We start from the raw sequence: 17,290 nt of genomic DNA on the forward strand, positions 1-17,290 counted from the left end.
ATTGAAACTTATACAGAGTTAGACAGGGGATATCAATTTCAGGGTGCTAATTCATCAAAATCCCTATCAGGGATTGAAACGGCAGATTAGTCGCGATCGCAGGCATCGCTTTAACGTGCTAATTCATCAAAATCCCTATCAGGGATTGAAACGCCATCAGTTGCAGCGTTGCTTTTAGCTCTGCCTCAAGTGCTAATTCATCAAAATCCCTATCAGGGATTGAAACGGATTAATCTCCCTCCTCTCTCTAGTGGATTGCTCGTGCTAATTCATCAAAATCCCTATCAGGGATTGAAACCTTTACCTACGACGCCAGGAGCGTCTATGTTTCCGTGCTAATTCATCAAAATCCCTATCAGGGATTGAAACGGTGCAGGGCAAGCCAGTTGATGGTGTATCACCAGACGTGCTAATTCATCAAAATCCCTATCAGGGATTGAAACCAATCGCGGGAGCCGGAAACAGACTCAGACTCACGTGCTAATTCATCAAAATCCCTATCAGGGATTGAAACCTTGGCGGGATCTCTGCTGGGTAATATCTCTGAATCGTGCTAATTCATCAAAATCCCTATCAGGGATTGAAACCTTGGCGGGATCTCGCTGCCAAATATCGTGATAAAGTGCTAATTCATCAAAATCCCTATCAGGGATTGAAACGGGTTCAGAAGTTGTCGTAGGCCGCAGACTCGTTATGTGGTAATTCATCAAAATCCCTATCAGGGATTGAAACTCATCCATGATTCTTACTAAATAAACAACATCAAGTGCTAATTCATCAAAATCCCTATCAGGGATTGAAACTATTACTTTTCACGGCATAGGCTAAAAAGTATGTTGTGCTAATTCATCAAAATCCCTATCAGGGATTGAAACGTCGCCATTGATGGCGAGGGTGTGAGTTTCTAGGAGTGCTAATTCATCAAAATCCCTATCAGGGATTGAAACATTAGATTTAGAATCAAAAGCGCGAAAAAACACATCCGTGCTAATTCATCAAAATCCCTATCAGGGATTGAAACTAGATCTACAAATCTGGGTTAAGACTTCCACCATTGTGCTAATTCATCAAAATCCCTATCAGGGATTGAAACGCTAAGGCTATTGCTGGATGCCAGAATGATTTACCGTGCTAATTCATCAAAATCCCTATCAGGGATTGAAACAAAACGAATCACAAGTTGATGTCTTTATTAGGAAGTGCTAATTCATCAAAATCCCTATCAGGGATTGAAACTGCCTTAAACGCCCTCCTTGCAACTTGAGGAGTAGTGCTAATTCATCAAAATCCCTATCAGGGATTGAAACCAATCTGCCGTGAAAGTACATAAAATTGCTCTCTGGTGCTAATTCATCAAAATCCCTATCAGGGATTGAAACCAAAGTTGATGAAGAAAAGATCGTCAACAGATCTGTGCTAATTCATCAAAATCCCTATCAGGGATTGAAACGCGCTGTAGCAGGTCTAAGCGCGAGCTATGCTTCCGTGCTAATTCATCAAAATCCCTATCAGGGATTGAAACGGCGCCCTAGCCTCTGAGACTGGCATAAGCTCGCGTGCTAATTCATCAAAATCCCTATCAGGGATTGAAACTTTTTTCGGTAAAGCTCAACTAAATCATCAACTTCCGTGCTAATTCATCAAAATCCCTATCAGGGATTGAAACTTTTATCTAAGTAATAAGCAATGATCTTGCCTTGTGCTAATTCATCAAAATCCCTATCAGGGATTGAAACGCAGAGCAAACGAATCAGGGGCGAAGTGCAGCAAGTGCTAATTCATCAAAATCCCTATCAGGGATTGAAACTCGCCCATCTGGAAGGATTGCTCGTCGAGCGGAAGTGCTAATTCATCAAAATCCCTATCAGGGATTGAAACGAGATTGTTTCTCTATCTGGGCTGTGTAGTTAGCGTGCTAATTCATCAAAATCCCTATCAGGGATTGAAACTTCCAGATTCCCAGTTACTAATCGTTGGTACCGTGTGCTAATTCATCAAAATCCCTATCAGGGATTGAAACCGGGAATTGATTACTGAAGCACTCCACGTACTAAGTGCTAATTCATCAAAATCCCTATCAGGGATTGAAACAAGATATTGACCTGCTTTCGCATCAAAAGGCAGAAGTGCTAATTCATCAAAATCCCTATCAGGGATTGAAACCTCATACTCGGCCTCGGACTGGATGCTGTCTCCAGTGCTAATTCATCAAAATCCCTATCAGGGATTGAAACGCACTCGCTGCCGCTGCCGCTAAACCCAACGCGAGTGCTAATTCATCAAAATCCCTATCAGGGATTGAAACAAAGCTATAGATGGCACTAGAGTGATGGTGCGATCGTGCTAATTCATCAAAATCCCTATCAGGGATTGAAACTTGGAAGATTTCGCTAATCTCCTCTGCACTAAAGCGTGCTAATTCATCAAAATCCCTATCAGGGATTGAAACATTAAGTCGGTGAGCTTCCCTTGCTTATGTAGTTCGTGCTAATTCATCAAAATCCCTATCAGGGATTGAAACAAACAGGGCTAGTTGGTTGGGCGAGGGTTGGTTGGTGCTAATTCATCAAAATCCCTATCAGGGATTGAAACATCGACAACTCGATCGCCAGCGCTGAATTTACAAGTGCTAATTCATCAAAATCCCTATCAGGGATTGAAACTTTTCTGTCCGCTCTGGGGCCGTCGTTTCGTAGCGTGCTAATTCATCAAAATCCCTATCAGGGATTGAAACTAATAACCGATAACTGATAACTTAATTTTTAACTTTAATTTGACGCTCAATTGCAAAACTTATCGCAATGAATAAAACAGTTAACCCCTGGATGGCGTAAACGACAGTAACAGGAACATTGGCGCTGCGCTGCATGACATTGGCGCCGCTGCGGAGGACGCCGAAGAATAGAGAAGTAAGCAGGATACCAGCTAAATTACCACGACTGAGAAGCGCGATCGCGATCGCGTCAAATCCATATCCAGGTGAAAAGCGATCGAATAATCGATATTTCAAACCCATCACTTCACCCGCACCAGCTAACCCCGCTAAACCTCCAGCTAGCGCCATCACAATTATAATCGTGCGTTCAACCGACATCCCCGCGTAACGCGCCGCAGTTGGATTTAAACCTACCGCTTCGATTTGGTATCCTAGAGGCGATCGCGCTAATATCCACAGCAATCCCGCAGCAATTAACCCGATAAAAATACCCGCATGCGCTTGAGTTTGGGGCATAATAATAGGCAACTGAGCAGATTGTGCTATTAGCCCTGAATAAGCACTCGGCGCACCCGGTTCCTTCAAAGGATTACTAACCAAATATCCTATAAAATTCAGCGCCACATAATTAAGTAAAAGCGTAGTAATCACTTCATTTACACCGCGCACGGCTTTAAGATAACCCGGAATTACACCCCAAATTGCGCCTAAAAAAAATCCTCCCAAGAGTGCAAGTGGCAGATGAATAAATCCGGGTAATCCCTTTAAATACAATCCTACTAAGGCGCTACCCAGCCCACCCATATAAATTTGCCCTTCGCCGCCAATATTGAACAAACCCGCACGCAAAGCTAGCTGTACTCCCAGACTTGCTAACAGTAACGGCGCGGTTTTGGCGATAGTATTTCCAAAGCCGTAGTAGTTGGCGAGAGATTCTTGAAACAGAATGCTATAAGCAGAAATGGGGTTAGCTTTTGCCAGCCAAATTAAGATAGCACCGACGAGTAGAGCAAGCGCGATCGCTACTAGGGGCGATATAACAGGCAACAAAACAGGTTTAATTCGATTAACTTGCATAATTACTGAAGATTAGCAGTTCCCCTGCGATCGCCCTCTACTCAATCCAAAATCCCAAATCGTATTACTCCGCACCTAAGACGCGATTCCGTCCTGCTGCTTTCGCTTGATAAAGCACTTGATCTGCTCTTTTATATAGAGATTGCAAATCATCGCCATCTTCAAGATACTGAACTACGCCAGCACTAAAAGTAACATGAAACTTTTTGCCCTCTGTATAAGCAAACTCCTCTTCGCGTAACTTTGCTAATACCTGACTCAGCCGCTTCACCGCCGCAGCCTTAGTTATGCTATACAGACCAACCACAAACTCCTCGCCACCCCAACGAGCCACAACATCATGGCTGCGGAAACTTTTTAGCAACAATTTCCCCAATCGCTGCAACACTTTATCCCCAGCAGCATGACCGTACTGGTCGTTGATTTGCTTAAACAGATCTAAATCTAAAATTGCAAAACACAAGGGATGCTTGTGACGCTTAGACATACTCAAACACCGCTCTAAATCGGCAGTTGACTTGCGCCGATTCGATACTCCAGTCAAAAGATCGGTTTCTGCAATACTCCGCAAGACTCGGATTCGCTCCAAGCGGTTGAAAATGCGCGTCACCAATTCTGGCCCTGCAATCGGCTTGTTTACAAAATCATCAGCACCTACATGAAACACCCGCTGCACTGTTGCTGGGTCGGTGTGACTGGAAAGAAAAAGCACGGGCAGACTGCTCCATTTTGGGTCGTTGCGGATGACCTGACACAGTTCTATACCGTTGGCGTGGGGCATATCCACATCCAAAACTAGGAGATCTGGTGTCGCTGCTTCCAAGGTATGCCACAGCCGTCGCGGGTCGTCGAGGGTCGTCAGGTTCAGTCCCCAAGGCTGCAATAAAATTTTGATAGTGGCGAGTATCTGGGGGTCGTCGTCCACCACCACTAGGTTGAACTCCTCTGTGGGATCGTGCTTTAATACCTGCGTAACTGCCTCCATTACTTGAGCTGGAGACACTGGCTTCTGTAAAAAAGCACATCCGCCCAGTTTGGCGACTTCTAGTTGGTTGATTAAAGTATCTTGGTATGCCAAAACTATGACTGGTAAGGGCGGAGTTTGGCAGGAGAGTTCTTTAAGTAGTTTCAGCCTCTCTTCGGTGGCGTCGGACAATATCAAGTCAAGCAACACTAGATCGGGCTGTGCGTTGGGAATTATTTCTCTAGCGGTTGATAAATTGTAAACGCTGTCGGCGTGCATTCCCCAAGAAACCGCCTCCATAACTAAGCGTTGAGCTAGTTCTGTATCATCTTCTACTATTAATAATCGGGGCTGCTTATTTCCCACACGGGTTGGCGAGCGATCGCTACTTTCTTCAGACGCTTCTATAGCTGGAGTATCCTCTAATTCCAAATATAAAGCCGCCACAAGTTCAGCCAGACGCCCTCCTTGAGCTTGTCCGGGAGTAACTTTAAGTCGCAGTAATTGTTCTATATCCCGTGCTAGACAGCAACCCTGAAAAAAGCCAAAAGTCCCTAAAGAACCCGCTAATTTATGAGCCTCATCTACCGCAAGACTCAGCAATTCATCATTAAGAGCGCCTGCAATTATAGCATTTGCCGCTTTTTCTAAAACGGCGACTCGAAGCAGTATTTTATCTTTAAAAGTTTCCCAAAGTCCTGCGATTTCCGCCTGGAGAGAAGTTTCGATTGTGGATTGTGGATTGTGGAGTTCGGATTGCAGATTATTAGTTTGCTCATCAGGAATGCATATTTTTTTGTTTTCCTCCTTAGAACTCAATGTTAAATCAAGCGATTCGACTACAGACAATTTGATTGGAGATTGCAAATTATTAGTTTGCTCATCATTAACCGATATTTCTTGGTTTTCACCATTAGAAATCAATCCCAAATCAAGTGATGCGGATAAAGACAAACTTAGAATTTCTGCTACAACGCCAGCTAGTTCTTCCCAGTCTAAAGGGTGGAAAAGAATTTGACCGACTAGCTTTCTGGGTAAATTACAACTTAAATTCTTTTCCAGACAGTACACTACCGATCGTTCGCCTTGCCTGAGTGGAGAATAAGCGTCTTCTAACAATTTTGCAACAGTCGGACTGATGACGCTACCATCGAGGAGCAGCAACTCCCAGCTACCTGCGTTTAGTTCATCCAGGGTTTGTTCGCAACTGTGGCTTACTTGCACAGACACGACACCCAAGCGCTGCTGCAACCAGTATGGCAGTTCTGGAGGCAAGCCAGCAGCTACAATGTGGGGCATATTCGGTTCTTGTTCCTATGCGTATGGTGGTTTGAGGCGAACAACGTAAGTCGTCGCGCTTGCGCTTCGCCTTTAGGTTAAACTGTCTCTCTCAAACCCCTTCGATAACGCAGTAGATAACCCCACAATTGTAATAATTCACTCTCAGACGACTTGGAGAAGAGGAGACTTACTTGTAGTTTATCAGCCAATAGGGTTCGCTTAGGGCTAAAAAACTAAAACCCGTGTAAGTTAGATTGAGGAACTAAAGCAAATTATTATAAACATTTGTTAAATTTCACGCTCGTGAAAACTATCCTGAAAATATATATAAAACTTAATTTGGCGTGGTTGCTGAGAGTTTACCACCTGTCATCAAGTAACCGACTTGTTCTACAGTGGCGGTGGCTGCATCCAGGATATCAAGGAATTGACCTTCGTACATTACAGCAATGCGATCGCTCATTGCCATCACTTCTTCTAATTCAGTAGAAATATACAAAATTGCCGCACCTCTATCTCGTTCAGCTAACAAGCGTTGCTGCACGTATTCTGTCGCACCCACATCTAAACCGCGTGTAGGTTGCATCGCTACAATTAAAGTAGGTTCGCCAGAAAGTTCTCGCGCTAAAACTACTTTTTGTTGATTTCCACCCGACAATTGACTAACTTTAATAGATGGATTTTCGGCGCGAATATCAAAGTTTTGTATCGCTGTCTTTGCACGCTCGTTAATTACCCCATACTGTAAAATCCAGTTACGGCAAAATGGGATAAATTTAAAAGCTTTGAGGATTAGATTCCTAGCAATACTAAACCCCATCACTAAACCCATTTTTTGCCTATCCTCTGGAATATAACCTATCGTTTTTGTCTCCCCTGTTTTTAAGGGGGATTTGCGAATTATCCCCGCAGCTACAGGACGCAACCCCGCGATCGCATCTGCTAATTCTCGCTGTCCGTTACCATCAACACCCGCTACACCCAAAATCTCGCCTGAACGAAGTTGAAAAGATAAATCTTTTACAACTGGAAGTTTTCTTTCATCAAGCACTCGTAATTTGTTGACTTCCAGTACTACTTCCCCAGACTCACGAGGAGATTTATCCAGCTTCAGCAACACGTCTCTACCTACCATCAATCGTGCTAATTCTTGACGATTTGTATCGGCTGTTTTTGTTGTCGCCACTACTGCACCGCGTCGCAAAACGGTGACTGTATCGCAGAGATTCATTACCTCTTCTAGCTTGTGACTGATAAAAATAATTGTGCGTCCATCTTTCGCAAGTTGCCGCAATATAGCAGCTAAAACTTTTGCTTCTGGGGGAGTGAGGACGGCTGTAGGTTCATCTAATATTAACAGTTGTGCTTGGCGGTAAAGTGCTTTGAGAATCTCTACTCTTTGCTGAACTCCTACGGGTAAATCTCCGACTTTAGCGTTAGGATCTACATCAAGATTGTAGGAGCGAGACATAGATGCGATCGCTCTATTTTTATCTGGTAAATTCAGCCGCAAATCTAAACCCAATCCAAGTATAATATTTTCTGTCACCGACAGTTGCGGCACTAGCATAAAATGCTGATGAATCATGCCAATACCATGCGCGATCGCCCCACCTGGAGATGAAATTTTTACAGGCTTATTTTCTAAATAAATTTGACCCGCATCTGGCTGATAAAGTCCGCATAAAATATTCATTAATGTAGTTTTACCCGCGCCATTTTCACCCAAGATCGCATGGATGCTACCGCGACTAACGCTCATACTAATATTGTCATTGGCAATAAAGTTGCCAAAACGCTTAGTAATACCTTCAAGACGTAAATATGTCATTTATAAAAATTTTGAGTTTTGAGTTTTAAGTTTTGAATTGAGGATAGTTTTTTAGTTTGTTACTCTCATAGGTTCTCACTGGTTGTCTTGACGATTGAAGTTAAAATATTAATGAGTTCATTTACCTGTTTTAGTTCATTTGTCAAGTCAATATCTAAAAGGTTGGACTTTTGCAGCAGTTTTAGCAAATACTTAGTTTCCCTAGCTTCCTTGGAAGCGATAGACATTTTCGCAAGGAAATCCCTTCGACTTTGACCTGCGCTTGCTTCCTCGACATTCGCACCAATACTCGTCCCGCTACGCAGCAATTGTTTGGACAGTACATACTCCCTTCGGTCTTGAAGTTCTTGATATAGTCGAATAATTTCTAACGCAAACTCAAAACTTTTCTTCTGAATAATGCTTTCTGGCATACAGTCACTTGCTACTCAAAACTTTATCCTACAATCATAACTAAACCCTCAAAGCTCAAAAGTCAGACGCGAACGATCGCGTCTCTATAACTCAAAACTCAAAATTCAAAACTCAAAACTTTTTAGGCTTGCTTCACGCACCTTGTATCTTTTCCCGCATCTTTGCAAGCTTCAAACGTGACTTTTTTAGCTAATATTGCATCTTTAGTTTGCAGCGCCTTTGCTTGCACGTCTTTGGAAACCATTGCGCCAAATTTTCCAAGATAAAGGATCTCTGGTTTTTCAAAGCCAATCGTGTAAATATCACCTTTAAGATTGCCTTGCATAGCTAGATCTACTAAATATGCGATCGCTAAGTCAATCCGTTTCACCGCACTGGTTAAAACCGCTTTGGGTGCAACATCCAACTGATCTGCCGTGTTGCCAAAAGCGAAAACACCCTCAGATGCAGCCGTTTGCAACACAGCAGGAGAAGCATTATCAAGCCACTGGTAAATCACATCTACGCCAGAAGAAATCAAGGCTTGCGTCGCTTCTTTTGCTTTAGCTGCATCATTCCAGTCGCCAGTATAACTAGGCGTAACCTTAATATCAGGTTTTACCGACTTAGCACCTAACTCAAATCCCCGTAATTCTTCATCTGTTGCTTGAAAAGATTGAGCCGCTAAATAAGCCAATTTATTTGATTTTGTCATGGAAGCGCCAATGATGCCGCAGACATAACTTGCTTGCAGGTGATCTATCCGCAAAGATGCCATATTCGCACCTTTCACCGCACCATTGACACCCACAAAAAACGTCTTGGGAAATTGCGCCGCCACCTGCTGAATTGCTGCGTCAAATTGGCCGCCGTGAGCATATATTAAGTTATATCCTCTACGCGCAAAGTCTGATAAAGCTTCTGCCTGATCTGCTTGCGCTACCTTCTCGACATAAGCAGTTTCAACTCCCAGCTTACTTTTAGCTGTTGTCACCCCTTCATAGCCAACCTGGTTCCAAGCTTTATCGGTAATAATCCCCGGTAGGACAATTGCTACCTTGAAATTTTTGGCAGCTTGGGGCGCAGGACTTCCCGACGCTGTTGTTGCAGTGTTGCCTGTCGTGGGTGTTGTGGAAGTCGGACTGCTACCGCAAGCTTTCAGCAGTAAACTTGTAGCGAGGGCAGCCGATCCATAAAGCAGAAATTCACGTCTATGATAGTTTCGAGACATACAGTTTTTAACCCTTAATTGAGTTGCAGCGATCTGGTTAACCCAACGTATACTGATTTCTGCCGCCTTGCACGAATTGCCACTCTTTGACTAGGAGAGGACAATATTTATGTACATAAATAAATGTTTCTGGCGTGGCAAATAGTATCCTTAGATACAGCTAAAAAATATATTTACTCAATCCGATCAAATGAGTCAATCAATCTTATTGAGACAATTACAGGCTGAGTGGATTACACCAGAAAGATTCCGGCCTTACGGTCAGCTAATCTCTGCAAGTGTTGACGGCAAGATCTACGATGCAGAGGATGCCCAGTTAAATCTCCATAATGGGATTCCGCGTTTCTATATTATGCGGTTGCACCACAAAGGCCGCAAGTTCCACGCAATAACGCGCCATATCCAATGCACTCAATGTCTGGGTTCTCTGGAAGGCAAAGACTGGTTAATTGCGGTTGCACCTCCTAATAAGGATAGTGACCAACCGGAGTTAGAGGAAATTGCAGCTTTCCGCATTCCGGGGAATTGCTTTATTAAGTTAGAGGCTGGTACTTGGCACGCTGGGCCATATTTCGAGCATGACTTTGTGGATTTCTACAATCTGGAACTCAGCGATACGAATGTGGTTGACCATTTCACGCACAATTTTCGTAAAAGCCATCAGCTAGAGTTCGAGATTTTCAGCTAAGTTCTAATGCGCGTGGGGTTGTCGTAGCGCTTGTTCTATAAATATAGCGGTTCTCCCGACGCGATCGCACAGCCGGGTTAATTGTAGGGTGCTAGGATAAGCACCCTAGAGTTTTTGTTGCTAAGCCGATTATTTGTGGCTTACCTTATCTCAGCAACTGTACTTAACTTTCTACTGACGAGTTAGGTTTAGTAGTTCTTTGGGGGATGCCAGTAAGTCAACCGCCACGAAGAAAATTTTGCCTTGGGGATCTAGTAAGAACCGCCACGCAATGTTCATCCCAACGCTGGCACCGAACCAAGGTGTTTCTACTTTACCTGTAACTTTATGCTGCGTATAGCCATCTTCTATGTTCTCAGATACACCCTTCTGTGGCATCATCTTGAGTCCCTGGCATTCTTCGCGCATATATGCAGAAATAGCTTCACGACCGACAATTGGCTTCTGGAAGGGCGGTTGCAATGCTCCCTTTTCAGCAAAGAGATCCACAGCAGCCTCAAAGTCAAATGCATTCATGTTTTGAATATAGTTCAGCACCGTAGGCGCACTGATACCATCAATGCTGACCTTAGCACGAGAAGCTAGATCCGTTGGTGTCATCAAAGGATCTTCGGGTTTTGCGTAATCGTTGAGAGCGGGATCGAATCCCATGTTGACGACGGTATTCCGCAAAACTGTGATTTGCTGACCCGGATCGAGTTTCTTGATAGTTTCTAGAACTGCTGCGGCTTCAGGAGTCATTTGATAGCCAGGGGGGATGGGAGCGACGACTCCCTGTGCCATCAATTCTCCTAACTCATACCAAAAACCTAACTTGGTGTTGACACTGAAAGAGGAATAGGAACGGCTGATAGGAGTGTCGGCATGGTTAGCAAGATCCTCCATAACTTTCGTTTGGGCGGCAGGAGGCATCTGCTTAATTTGGGCTAGTAAACCTTCCGCTAATACCATGCGCGCGGCTCCTGTGGCGGCGCGAGTAATTGAAATACCCATTTCGGTGTAGGCAAACCAGAGTAATGCCAGTTGATCGTCAACACTGAGCTTATCGAAAGCTTCCGTGGTAGCTGGAACTACATTAGCAACCTGAGTTCCAGGGAAAATCCCTTGTGCGGACTCAATCGTATAAGTCATATATGCATTATTTAGATTCGTTAAAATTATTAATCCAAAACCTTCTGGATTACGAATCTTGGTCTCCTGTCTTAAAATATATAACAAAAATTTATAAATGTAAAGTTTTCTTTACATTAGGCCATACAGCGATCGCGCCATCAAGGACTGCCACGAATAGGCTTTTTTCCATACAGGGCGTCGCAACTGGGATGTACTTTGCTTTAAATGTTAATCATCGATCTTGTGTATCTCCCCTGCGTGATTAACTTCAGCCACAATCCCTGACAACGCCGGGGTTTTCCACCAGGCTTGCTTCTTCTTACTTCTTCCGCCTCAATTTACCAGCAGTAAAGCTAAATTAGTCAAACTTTGTATTCCTTGTTACATTTATTTATTATTTTTATACATTACTTTAGAGAGAAGACAAATTGAAAGTATAATAATATTGTTACAAGCAAACAATTTTAGAAGCGCTAAAACAACCTACTTATAACAAGTCAATTTCAGGATTAACTTTATGGCAGAGGTGGCAATGCAAATAAAAAATGTAATTAACAGTTTTTTTAAGGGCATTTTTAAAAACTCAACTTTTGCTTGGTGGGTAAAGATTGATACTGCTAATCCCCCTTGTGTTTACTACTTTGGCCCTTTTGATAGTTCCAAAGAAGCTAGGCTTACTCAAGATGGCTATATTGAGGATTTAGAAGAGGAAAAAAGCAAAATAGTTAGCGTTGAAATTAAATATTGCAAGCCAAAAGAGCTAACTATTTGTCAGGAAGAAGTCTAAGGGTTTTCTAGTAGCTGCGGTGCTTCAATTCGCTACGAGTAGTTTTCTTCATTTTTAGGCAAAAGTTGCACAAGCTGCCTGTTGACGCGGGGTAGCTCTTCGAGCCAGTATGGAAGCGGCAAAGTTGTAACTCCAATCTTTTGACTTATGACCGATGACCAAATCGCTGAATATGTCGATCTAATGGCAAACTTAATCGATTTGCCACTAGATCCAGAATACCGTCCCGGTGTTGTGGCGAATATGGTTAGAATTGCCCAAATTGCTCAAGTCGTAACAGAATTTTCTATACCCAACGAAATTGAAGCTGCACCTGTATTTGAGCCATAAAAAATGGACTTACAACAAGCCGACGCGGTTGCTATTGCTGCTGCGATTAAAGCGGGTGAAATTAGCGCCAAAGCTGTTTGTACTGAGTTTTTAGAAAAAATTGCTGCGGCAAAGCATCTCAATTGTTTTACTGCTGTAACCGCAGAGACGGCGATCGCATCTGCTGAGAAAATAGATAACGCGATCGCGCAAGGCAACGATCCTGGCATCTTGGCTGGCGTCCCATTTGCAGTTAAAAATTTATTCGATATCGCTGGTTTAACTACCCTAGCGGGTTCAAAAATCAACGCCGAAAATCCGCCAGCAACTAAAGATGCAACTGCTGTAGCCAGACTCAAACAAGCAGGCGCCATCCTAGTCGGTGCGCTGAATATGGACGAGTACGCCTACGGCTTCGTTACCGAAAACAGCCACTACGGTGCTACACTCAACCCCCGCGACACAACGAGGGTTGCTGGTGGTTCCTCTGGGGGTTCTGCTGCGGCGATCGCGGCTGGATTAGTGCCTATTACTCTCGGTTCCGACACTAACGGTTCGATCCGCGTACCCGCCGCGCTGTGCGGGATCTTTGGCTTAAAGCCTACCTATGGTCGTTTATCACGATCCGGCGCTGTATTATTTTCCAGCAGCTTTGACCATATCGGGCCTTTTGCTCGTTCCGTGCGAGATATTGCCACAGTTTTTGATGTCCTTCAGGGTGCGGATTCTACAGATCCAGTTTGTACCAATCGTCACCCAGTAGAGACGCGATCGCTCCTATCTCTACAAGATGTTGAGGGATTGAGAATTGCTGTTGCTGATGGCTATTTTGCTAAGGGTGCAGAACCTGAAGCTTTGGAAGCAGTAGCAAAAGTTGCTCGTGCTTTAAAAGATCCCCCCAACCCCCCTTACCAAGGGGGGCTAGGGGGGATCGCGACTGTAACGATACCGGAACCGCACAGGGCAAGGGCGGCGGCTTATATAATTACAGCGGCTGAAGGTGCTAATTTACACAGGAAAAATTTGCGATCGCGCCCCCAAGATTTTGACCCGGCGACACGCGATCGCTTCCTGGCTGGTGCGCTAATTCCGGCAGAGTGGTATATTCAAGCACAAAGGTTTAGGCAGTGGTATCGCGATCGCGTCCGGGAAATTTTCCGCGATGTTGATATAATTCTTGCCCCTACGACTCCCTGCGTTGCGCCCCTGCTTGGACAAGAGAAGATGGTCATAGCTGGCGAAGAGGTGCTAGTACGTCCAAACCTGGGACTCTTCACGCAACCCCTTTCCTTCATTGGTTTACCCGTCATCTCAGTCCCCGTTCAGCGTCCCAATGCCTTGCCACTGGGGGTGCAAATAATTGCCGCACCTTATAATGAAGCGTTAATTTTACAAGTGGCGGCATTCCTGGAAGCGCAAGGAATAGTTACATCCCCAGTTGCTGATATAGGTTAATATCTCCAAATTCCTCCCCTCCCCGTATCGAAGAGGGGTTTTATCTTGAATTTGGTTTATCTAATTAATCCGCAGATCCAGTAACCTGAGAGGCAGCATTTTTCACAGCGTCTTGCGTACCCTGAACTGCATCGCTAGCTGAGTCTTGAACATCGCTGAGAAACTCTTTTGTAGCGGGGGGGACTGGTTCGTTAAGGTTGAGCTTTTCTACGATATTATCAATAAAACTGTTACCCCCATCTTTCGCATCGCTGCCATTACTATCAGTATTGTCAACTTGGTAAGACTTAGCTTCTGGGGTAACTGCTTCAGCCAATGCTTGATTCATATTACCGAAATTACCCAAACCGCTGCTGAAAAGCAAGGTAATTCCTAGCAGGAAAGCAGTTAAAAGCTGGCGCAGACGAATACTTTGCACCCAAGAAGTTACTCGATTCATAGAAATACTCCAGTTTTGTTTGTTAATGATTTGAGAACTTAGCCATATACAGGCTTTTTCTCTTAATTATTGATGGCAAATTAGGCAAAAGATTGTGCTGTTAAACTAAACTACAGCCAATATCGCCTTGACATCTCTCACACTTTTATTCTGTGAGCCAAGTTACAATTATTCAGCTTTTAGGGTTGATGCACATCAGTCTGGCGATATAGACTCAGATGAGTAGTCTGGCATTGCCCAGCAACTGTCTTCAGCCTATTATGTAAGCGTGATATAAACTAAGATAAAATTTACCAGGCAAGCCAAATTAGTTAAATTTATATAAGGGATGGAAATGGTTGATATTCCCGTTATCGATTTGGGTTGTTTCGTCAGCGGTGATGCGTATTTGTGCCAAAATGTCGCCCAGGAAATTTATCAAGCTTGCCATGAAATTGGGTTTATGTACCTGAATAATTCGGGTATATCCCCAACTTTGATAGAAGAAATTTTTATTGAAATGAAGCAGTTTTTTAAGCTTCCCTTTGAGGTTAAAAACAAAGTTGCGTGGTCTGATGCAGTGAGTAACAGGGGATATGTTGGTGTTGAACGAGAACGCCTCGATCCGGATAAACCAGGCGATCTGAAAGAGGCATTTAATGTTGGGAAAGAAGACAATTTTACGGGAGATAATTCTTCTATAATTTTAAATCGCTGGCCTGCTGGACAAGACAAATTTCGCGAGACAGTTTTGGAGTTTTACCAAGCTTGTAGTAAAGTAGCCGACACAATTTTACAAGCATTTGCGATCGCTCTCCAATTGCCAGAGTCTTTTTTTACTCTAAATCATACCGAGCAAAACCACACTCTGCGCCTGCTGCACTATCCCCCACTCAATCAAATACCCCTACCGGGACAAGTGCGTGCGGGCGAACATACCGACTATGGTACTATCACCCTGTTGTTTCAAGATGACGTAGGAGGTTTGGAAGTTTGTACCGCAGAGGGTGAGTGGATTGCTGCACCCAGCATTCCCGGTACTATTGTTGTGAATACGGGTGATTTAATGCAGAGGTGGACTAACCATATATTTTGCTCGACAAAGCATAGAGTAATGGTTCCTGGGGATGGAAAAAAAGAGCGATCGCGGTATTCTATTGCCTTTTTTTGTCATCCTAATAACGATACGCAAATTAGCTGTTTAGAAAGTTGCCAAAACGCAGATTTTTCTCAACTTTATCCACCAATTTCAGCTGGTGATTATTTGCTCAGTCGATTGCAAGCAACATATTAAGTTAAAATCTTTTCGTCTTCTCGTTATCAACCTCCATGCTTGGAACGCCTAGTGAGAGGGCTGCTGCCTCATTTTTATGCATAAAAGGAGGCAGCAGCCTCCCGATGGACATTCCCAGGCAGAGCCTGGGAACGAGATATACAAAATTCACTTTTCTTTGGTTATGAAAAACTACGATTGGATTGTCATTGGCGGCGGAATTACGGGCGCGGCGCTGGGTTATGAACTAGCAAAAAAAGACTTTTCGGTTCTATTATTAGAACAACAAAACATAAGGGAAAATGCTACGCGCTATAGTTATGGGGGACTTGCCTATTGGTCAGGTACAACAGGCTTAACGCGACAGCTTTGTGATGAGGGAATTGCACGCCACCGAATTTTATCTGAGGAATTAGACAGCGATACCGAGTTCCGGGAATTGGATTTATTATTGACTATTCCAACTCAAGATAATCCAGAGGAAGTAGCAGCTAGTTACGCTCGTTTTGCAATTAAGCCTCGGCTAGTCAGCGTTGAGGAAGCTTGTGAGATAGAACCGCTGCTGAATAAGGATGCGATCGCGGGTGCTTTAGTTTATCGTCACGGTCATATTCAACCAGAAAAAACAGCAGAAGGATACGTTAAAGCGTTCCGCCGTGCTGGAGGCGAAATTAAAATCGAGCGCGTAATTGAATTGTTACGTGAAGGTACAAAAATTCAAGGAGTAAAAACAGCGACGGAAACATATCGCGCAGCCAATACTGTTGTTTGTGCTGGTGGTTTCAGCCGCGCTTTACTTAAGGCATCTGGCATTCCCATGAGGGTGTATTTTACCCATGCTGAAATGATAGAAACTCCACCAGTAGATCTTAAGTTGCGATCGCTAGTGATGCCAGCCGATACGACACGCTTTCAACTAGAAGCCGAGGCAAGTACAGATAAAGTTGATGCGTTATGGGATGAGCCAGGTAATGAGCCAGTTCCGCCGATTTTAGATGCTGGTGCAATACAGTTTAAAGACGGCAGTTTACGCATCGGTCAAATTAGCCGAGTTCTCACCGACCCTAATGCTAAAGTAGATGCGAGTGAAAGTGAAGCCAATCTTCGCGCCGCAATAGGAAAAATCTTACCTGCGCTAGGGAATTTATCAGGAAATTGGCACGAATGCTTAGTTGCTTTTAGTAGCGATCGCCTTCCGCTTGTTGGAGCGATCGCTAACATGGAAGGAGTATATATATTCTCTGGATTCTCTAATCCGTTGGTCTTCGTTCCATCCATAGCCCAGCGCTTTGCGAGTTGGGCAGCAGGGCAACAAGACGAGATTATAGCTCAACTTTCTCCACAACGTTAGCTATGTAAGGTTGGTAGCGATCGCGTATTGCTAAACACAACATTCCAACACACATTTGTATTTAAAATAACCCTTCTGGTCTAATCTGTTGGAGAGATGAATTAGCTTCTTAGAGTGAGGCAACGTTGTGGTGTAATCATTGCAGAGGCAAAATTTATGTCTACTAGCGAAAATGGAAACGTCCTCAGCGATCTGGAGTACGATTTGCTGACAGTATTGCAGAATAAGTCTGAAGCGCTTAAAGCTTACGAAACTTATATGCAAGACGCGCAGGAAACTGGATCTCAACCCTGTGTGGAACTATTCCAGAAGTTGAAGCAGGCAGATATGCAGCACGCACAAGAAATCCGCCAGCATCTGCAAGAAGTAATGCAGAAAGGCAAGATGTAGCTTGGTAATTTGT

The 17,290-nt window shown here is 43.9% G+C and carries 14 protein-coding genes and 1 CRISPR repeat array (1 of these 15 running past the window's edge); of the genes, 7 read left to right on the plus strand and 7 right to left on the minus strand.

What is annotated here, in order from left to right; translation table 11 throughout:
• Window positions 1-2,734: a CRISPR direct-repeat array (repeat unit 37 nt; unit sequence GTGCTAATTCATCAAAATCCCTATCAGGGATTGAAAC) (it extends 1,831 nt beyond the left edge of the window).
• A gap of 21 nt (window positions 2,735-2,755) precedes the next feature.
• The 5 genes from H6F77_RS11535 to H6F77_RS11555 form a co-directional block, all read right to left on the minus strand.
• Entirely contained in the window at window positions 2,756-3,793 is a 1,038-nt protein-coding gene (locus tag H6F77_RS11535) for an ABC transporter permease (protein ID WP_190488560.1), read from the minus strand.
• Window positions 3,794-3,857: 64 nt separating this feature from the next.
• Window positions 3,858-6,056, minus strand: a complete 2,199-nt coding sequence (locus H6F77_RS11540) for a diguanylate cyclase (RefSeq protein WP_190488568.1) — start codon at window positions 6,054-6,056, stop codon at window positions 3,858-3,860.
• 316 nt (window positions 6,057-6,372) lie between these two features.
• Window positions 6,373-7,869, minus strand: coding sequence for an ABC transporter ATP-binding protein (locus H6F77_RS11545; RefSeq protein WP_190488570.1), 1,497 nt, complete (start codon window positions 7,867-7,869; stop codon window positions 6,373-6,375).
• 65 nt (window positions 7,870-7,934) lie between these two features.
• Window positions 7,935-8,282, minus strand: a complete 348-nt coding sequence (locus H6F77_RS11550; protein WP_190488572.1) for a four helix bundle protein — start codon at window positions 8,280-8,282, stop codon at window positions 7,935-7,937.
• A 122-nt stretch (window positions 8,283-8,404) separates the two neighbouring features.
• Window positions 8,405-9,493 carry a BMP family protein gene (locus tag H6F77_RS11555; RefSeq protein WP_190488573.1) on the minus strand — a complete coding sequence of 363 codons (1,089 nt, stop codon included), beginning with the start codon at window positions 9,491-9,493 and terminating at the stop codon, window positions 8,405-8,407.
• 190 nt (window positions 9,494-9,683) lie between these two features.
• Here H6F77_RS11555 and H6F77_RS11560 point away from each other — a divergent pair, with 190 nt between their 5' ends.
• A complete protein-coding gene (locus tag H6F77_RS11560) occupies window positions 9,684-10,181 on the plus strand; it encodes an ureidoglycolate lyase (RefSeq protein WP_190488575.1) in 498 nt (165 codons plus the stop codon).
• A 171-nt stretch (window positions 10,182-10,352) separates the two neighbouring features.
• Here the strand turns inward: H6F77_RS11560 and H6F77_RS11565 are convergent, their stop codons facing one another.
• Window positions 10,353-11,312, minus strand: a complete 960-nt coding sequence (locus tag H6F77_RS11565) for an orange carotenoid protein N-terminal domain-containing protein (protein WP_190488577.1) — start codon at window positions 11,310-11,312, stop codon at window positions 10,353-10,355.
• 499 nt (window positions 11,313-11,811) lie between these two features.
• On the opposite strand from H6F77_RS11565, the gene H6F77_RS11570 reads away from it, so the two are divergent.
• The 3 genes from H6F77_RS11570 to H6F77_RS11580 all read left to right on the plus strand — a co-directional run bounded on the left by H6F77_RS11570 (window position 11,812) and on the right by H6F77_RS11580 (window position 13,845).
• Window positions 11,812-12,081 (plus strand): DUF1816 domain-containing protein, encoded by a 270-nt coding sequence (locus tag H6F77_RS11570; RefSeq protein WP_242022079.1) that lies wholly within the window; start codon window positions 11,812-11,814, stop codon window positions 12,079-12,081.
• A 147-nt stretch (window positions 12,082-12,228) separates the two neighbouring features.
• Window positions 12,229-12,411: a DUF4089 domain-containing protein gene (locus H6F77_RS11575; protein WP_190488579.1), complete on the plus strand. Its 183-nt coding sequence runs from the start codon at window positions 12,229-12,231 to the stop codon at window positions 12,409-12,411.
• Between the two features lie 3 nt (window positions 12,412-12,414).
• Window positions 12,415-13,845: an AtzE family amidohydrolase gene (locus tag H6F77_RS11580; protein WP_190488581.1), complete on the plus strand. Its 1,431-nt coding sequence runs from the start codon at window positions 12,415-12,417 to the stop codon at window positions 13,843-13,845.
• A gap of 64 nt (window positions 13,846-13,909) precedes the next feature.
• Here the strand turns inward: H6F77_RS11580 and H6F77_RS11585 are convergent, their stop codons facing one another.
• Window positions 13,910-14,284 carry a hypothetical protein gene (locus H6F77_RS11585; RefSeq protein WP_190488583.1) on the minus strand — a complete coding sequence of 125 codons (375 nt, stop codon included), beginning with the start codon at window positions 14,282-14,284 and terminating at the stop codon, window positions 13,910-13,912.
• A 334-nt stretch (window positions 14,285-14,618) separates the two neighbouring features.
• On the opposite strand from H6F77_RS11585, the gene H6F77_RS11590 reads away from it, so the two are divergent.
• The 3 genes from H6F77_RS11590 (at window position 14,619) to H6F77_RS11600 (ending at window position 17,277) form a co-directional block, all read left to right on the plus strand.
• Window positions 14,619-15,557, plus strand: coding sequence for an isopenicillin N synthase family dioxygenase (locus H6F77_RS11590; protein ID WP_190488585.1), 939 nt, complete (start codon window positions 14,619-14,621; stop codon window positions 15,555-15,557).
• 163 nt (window positions 15,558-15,720) lie between these two features.
• Window positions 15,721-16,887, plus strand: a complete 1,167-nt coding sequence (locus tag H6F77_RS11595) for an NAD(P)/FAD-dependent oxidoreductase (RefSeq protein WP_190488587.1) — start codon at window positions 15,721-15,723, stop codon at window positions 16,885-16,887.
• Between the two features lie 156 nt (window positions 16,888-17,043).
• Window positions 17,044-17,277 (plus strand): hypothetical protein, encoded by a 234-nt coding sequence (locus tag H6F77_RS11600; RefSeq protein WP_190488589.1) that lies wholly within the window; start codon window positions 17,044-17,046, stop codon window positions 17,275-17,277.
• The last annotated feature ends 13 nt before the right edge of the window (window positions 17,278-17,290 follow it).

The organism is Microcoleus sp. FACHB-831 (assembly GCF_014695585.1).
In the GTDB taxonomy this organism is placed as follows: Bacteria; Cyanobacteriota; Cyanobacteriia; order Cyanobacteriales; family FACHB-T130; genus FACHB-831.

Excerpts from the sequence above, each read along its gene's own strand:
- H6F77_RS11540 (WP_190488568.1), bottom strand. The coding sequence starts at position 6,056 with ATGCCCCACATTGTAGCTGCTGGCTTGCCTCCAGAACTGCCATACTGG.
- H6F77_RS11575 (WP_190488579.1), top strand. The coding sequence starts at position 12,229 with ATGACCGATGACCAAATCGCTGAATATGTCGATCTAATGGCAAACTTA.
- H6F77_RS11560 (WP_190488575.1), top strand. The coding sequence starts at position 9,684 with ATGAGTCAATCAATCTTATTGAGACAATTACAGGCTGAGTGGATTACA.
- H6F77_RS11595 (WP_190488587.1), top strand. The coding sequence starts at position 15,721 with ATGAAAAACTACGATTGGATTGTCATTGGCGGCGGAATTACGGGCGCG.
- H6F77_RS11535 (WP_190488560.1), bottom strand. The coding sequence starts at position 3,793 with ATGCAAGTTAATCGAATTAAACCTGTTTTGTTGCCTGTTATATCGCCC.
- H6F77_RS11590 (WP_190488585.1), top strand. The coding sequence starts at position 14,619 with ATGGTTGATATTCCCGTTATCGATTTGGGTTGTTTCGTCAGCGGTGAT.
- H6F77_RS11570 (WP_242022079.1), top strand. The coding sequence starts at position 11,812 with ATGGCAGAGGTGGCAATGCAAATAAAAAATGTAATTAACAGTTTTTTT.
- H6F77_RS11555 (WP_190488573.1), bottom strand. The coding sequence starts at position 9,493 with ATGTCTCGAAACTATCATAGACGTGAATTTCTGCTTTATGGATCGGCT.
- H6F77_RS11580 (WP_190488581.1), top strand. The coding sequence starts at position 12,415 with ATGGACTTACAACAAGCCGACGCGGTTGCTATTGCTGCTGCGATTAAA.
- H6F77_RS11545 (WP_190488570.1), bottom strand. The coding sequence starts at position 7,869 with ATGACATATTTACGTCTTGAAGGTATTACTAAGCGTTTTGGCAACTTT.
- H6F77_RS11565 (WP_190488577.1), bottom strand. The coding sequence starts at position 11,312 with ATGACTTATACGATTGAGTCCGCACAAGGGATTTTCCCTGGAACTCAG.
- H6F77_RS11600 (WP_190488589.1), top strand. The coding sequence starts at position 17,044 with ATGTCTACTAGCGAAAATGGAAACGTCCTCAGCGATCTGGAGTACGAT.
- H6F77_RS11550 (WP_190488572.1), bottom strand. The coding sequence starts at position 8,282 with ATGCCAGAAAGCATTATTCAGAAGAAAAGTTTTGAGTTTGCGTTAGAA.
- H6F77_RS11585 (WP_190488583.1), bottom strand. The coding sequence starts at position 14,284 with ATGAATCGAGTAACTTCTTGGGTGCAAAGTATTCGTCTGCGCCAGCTT.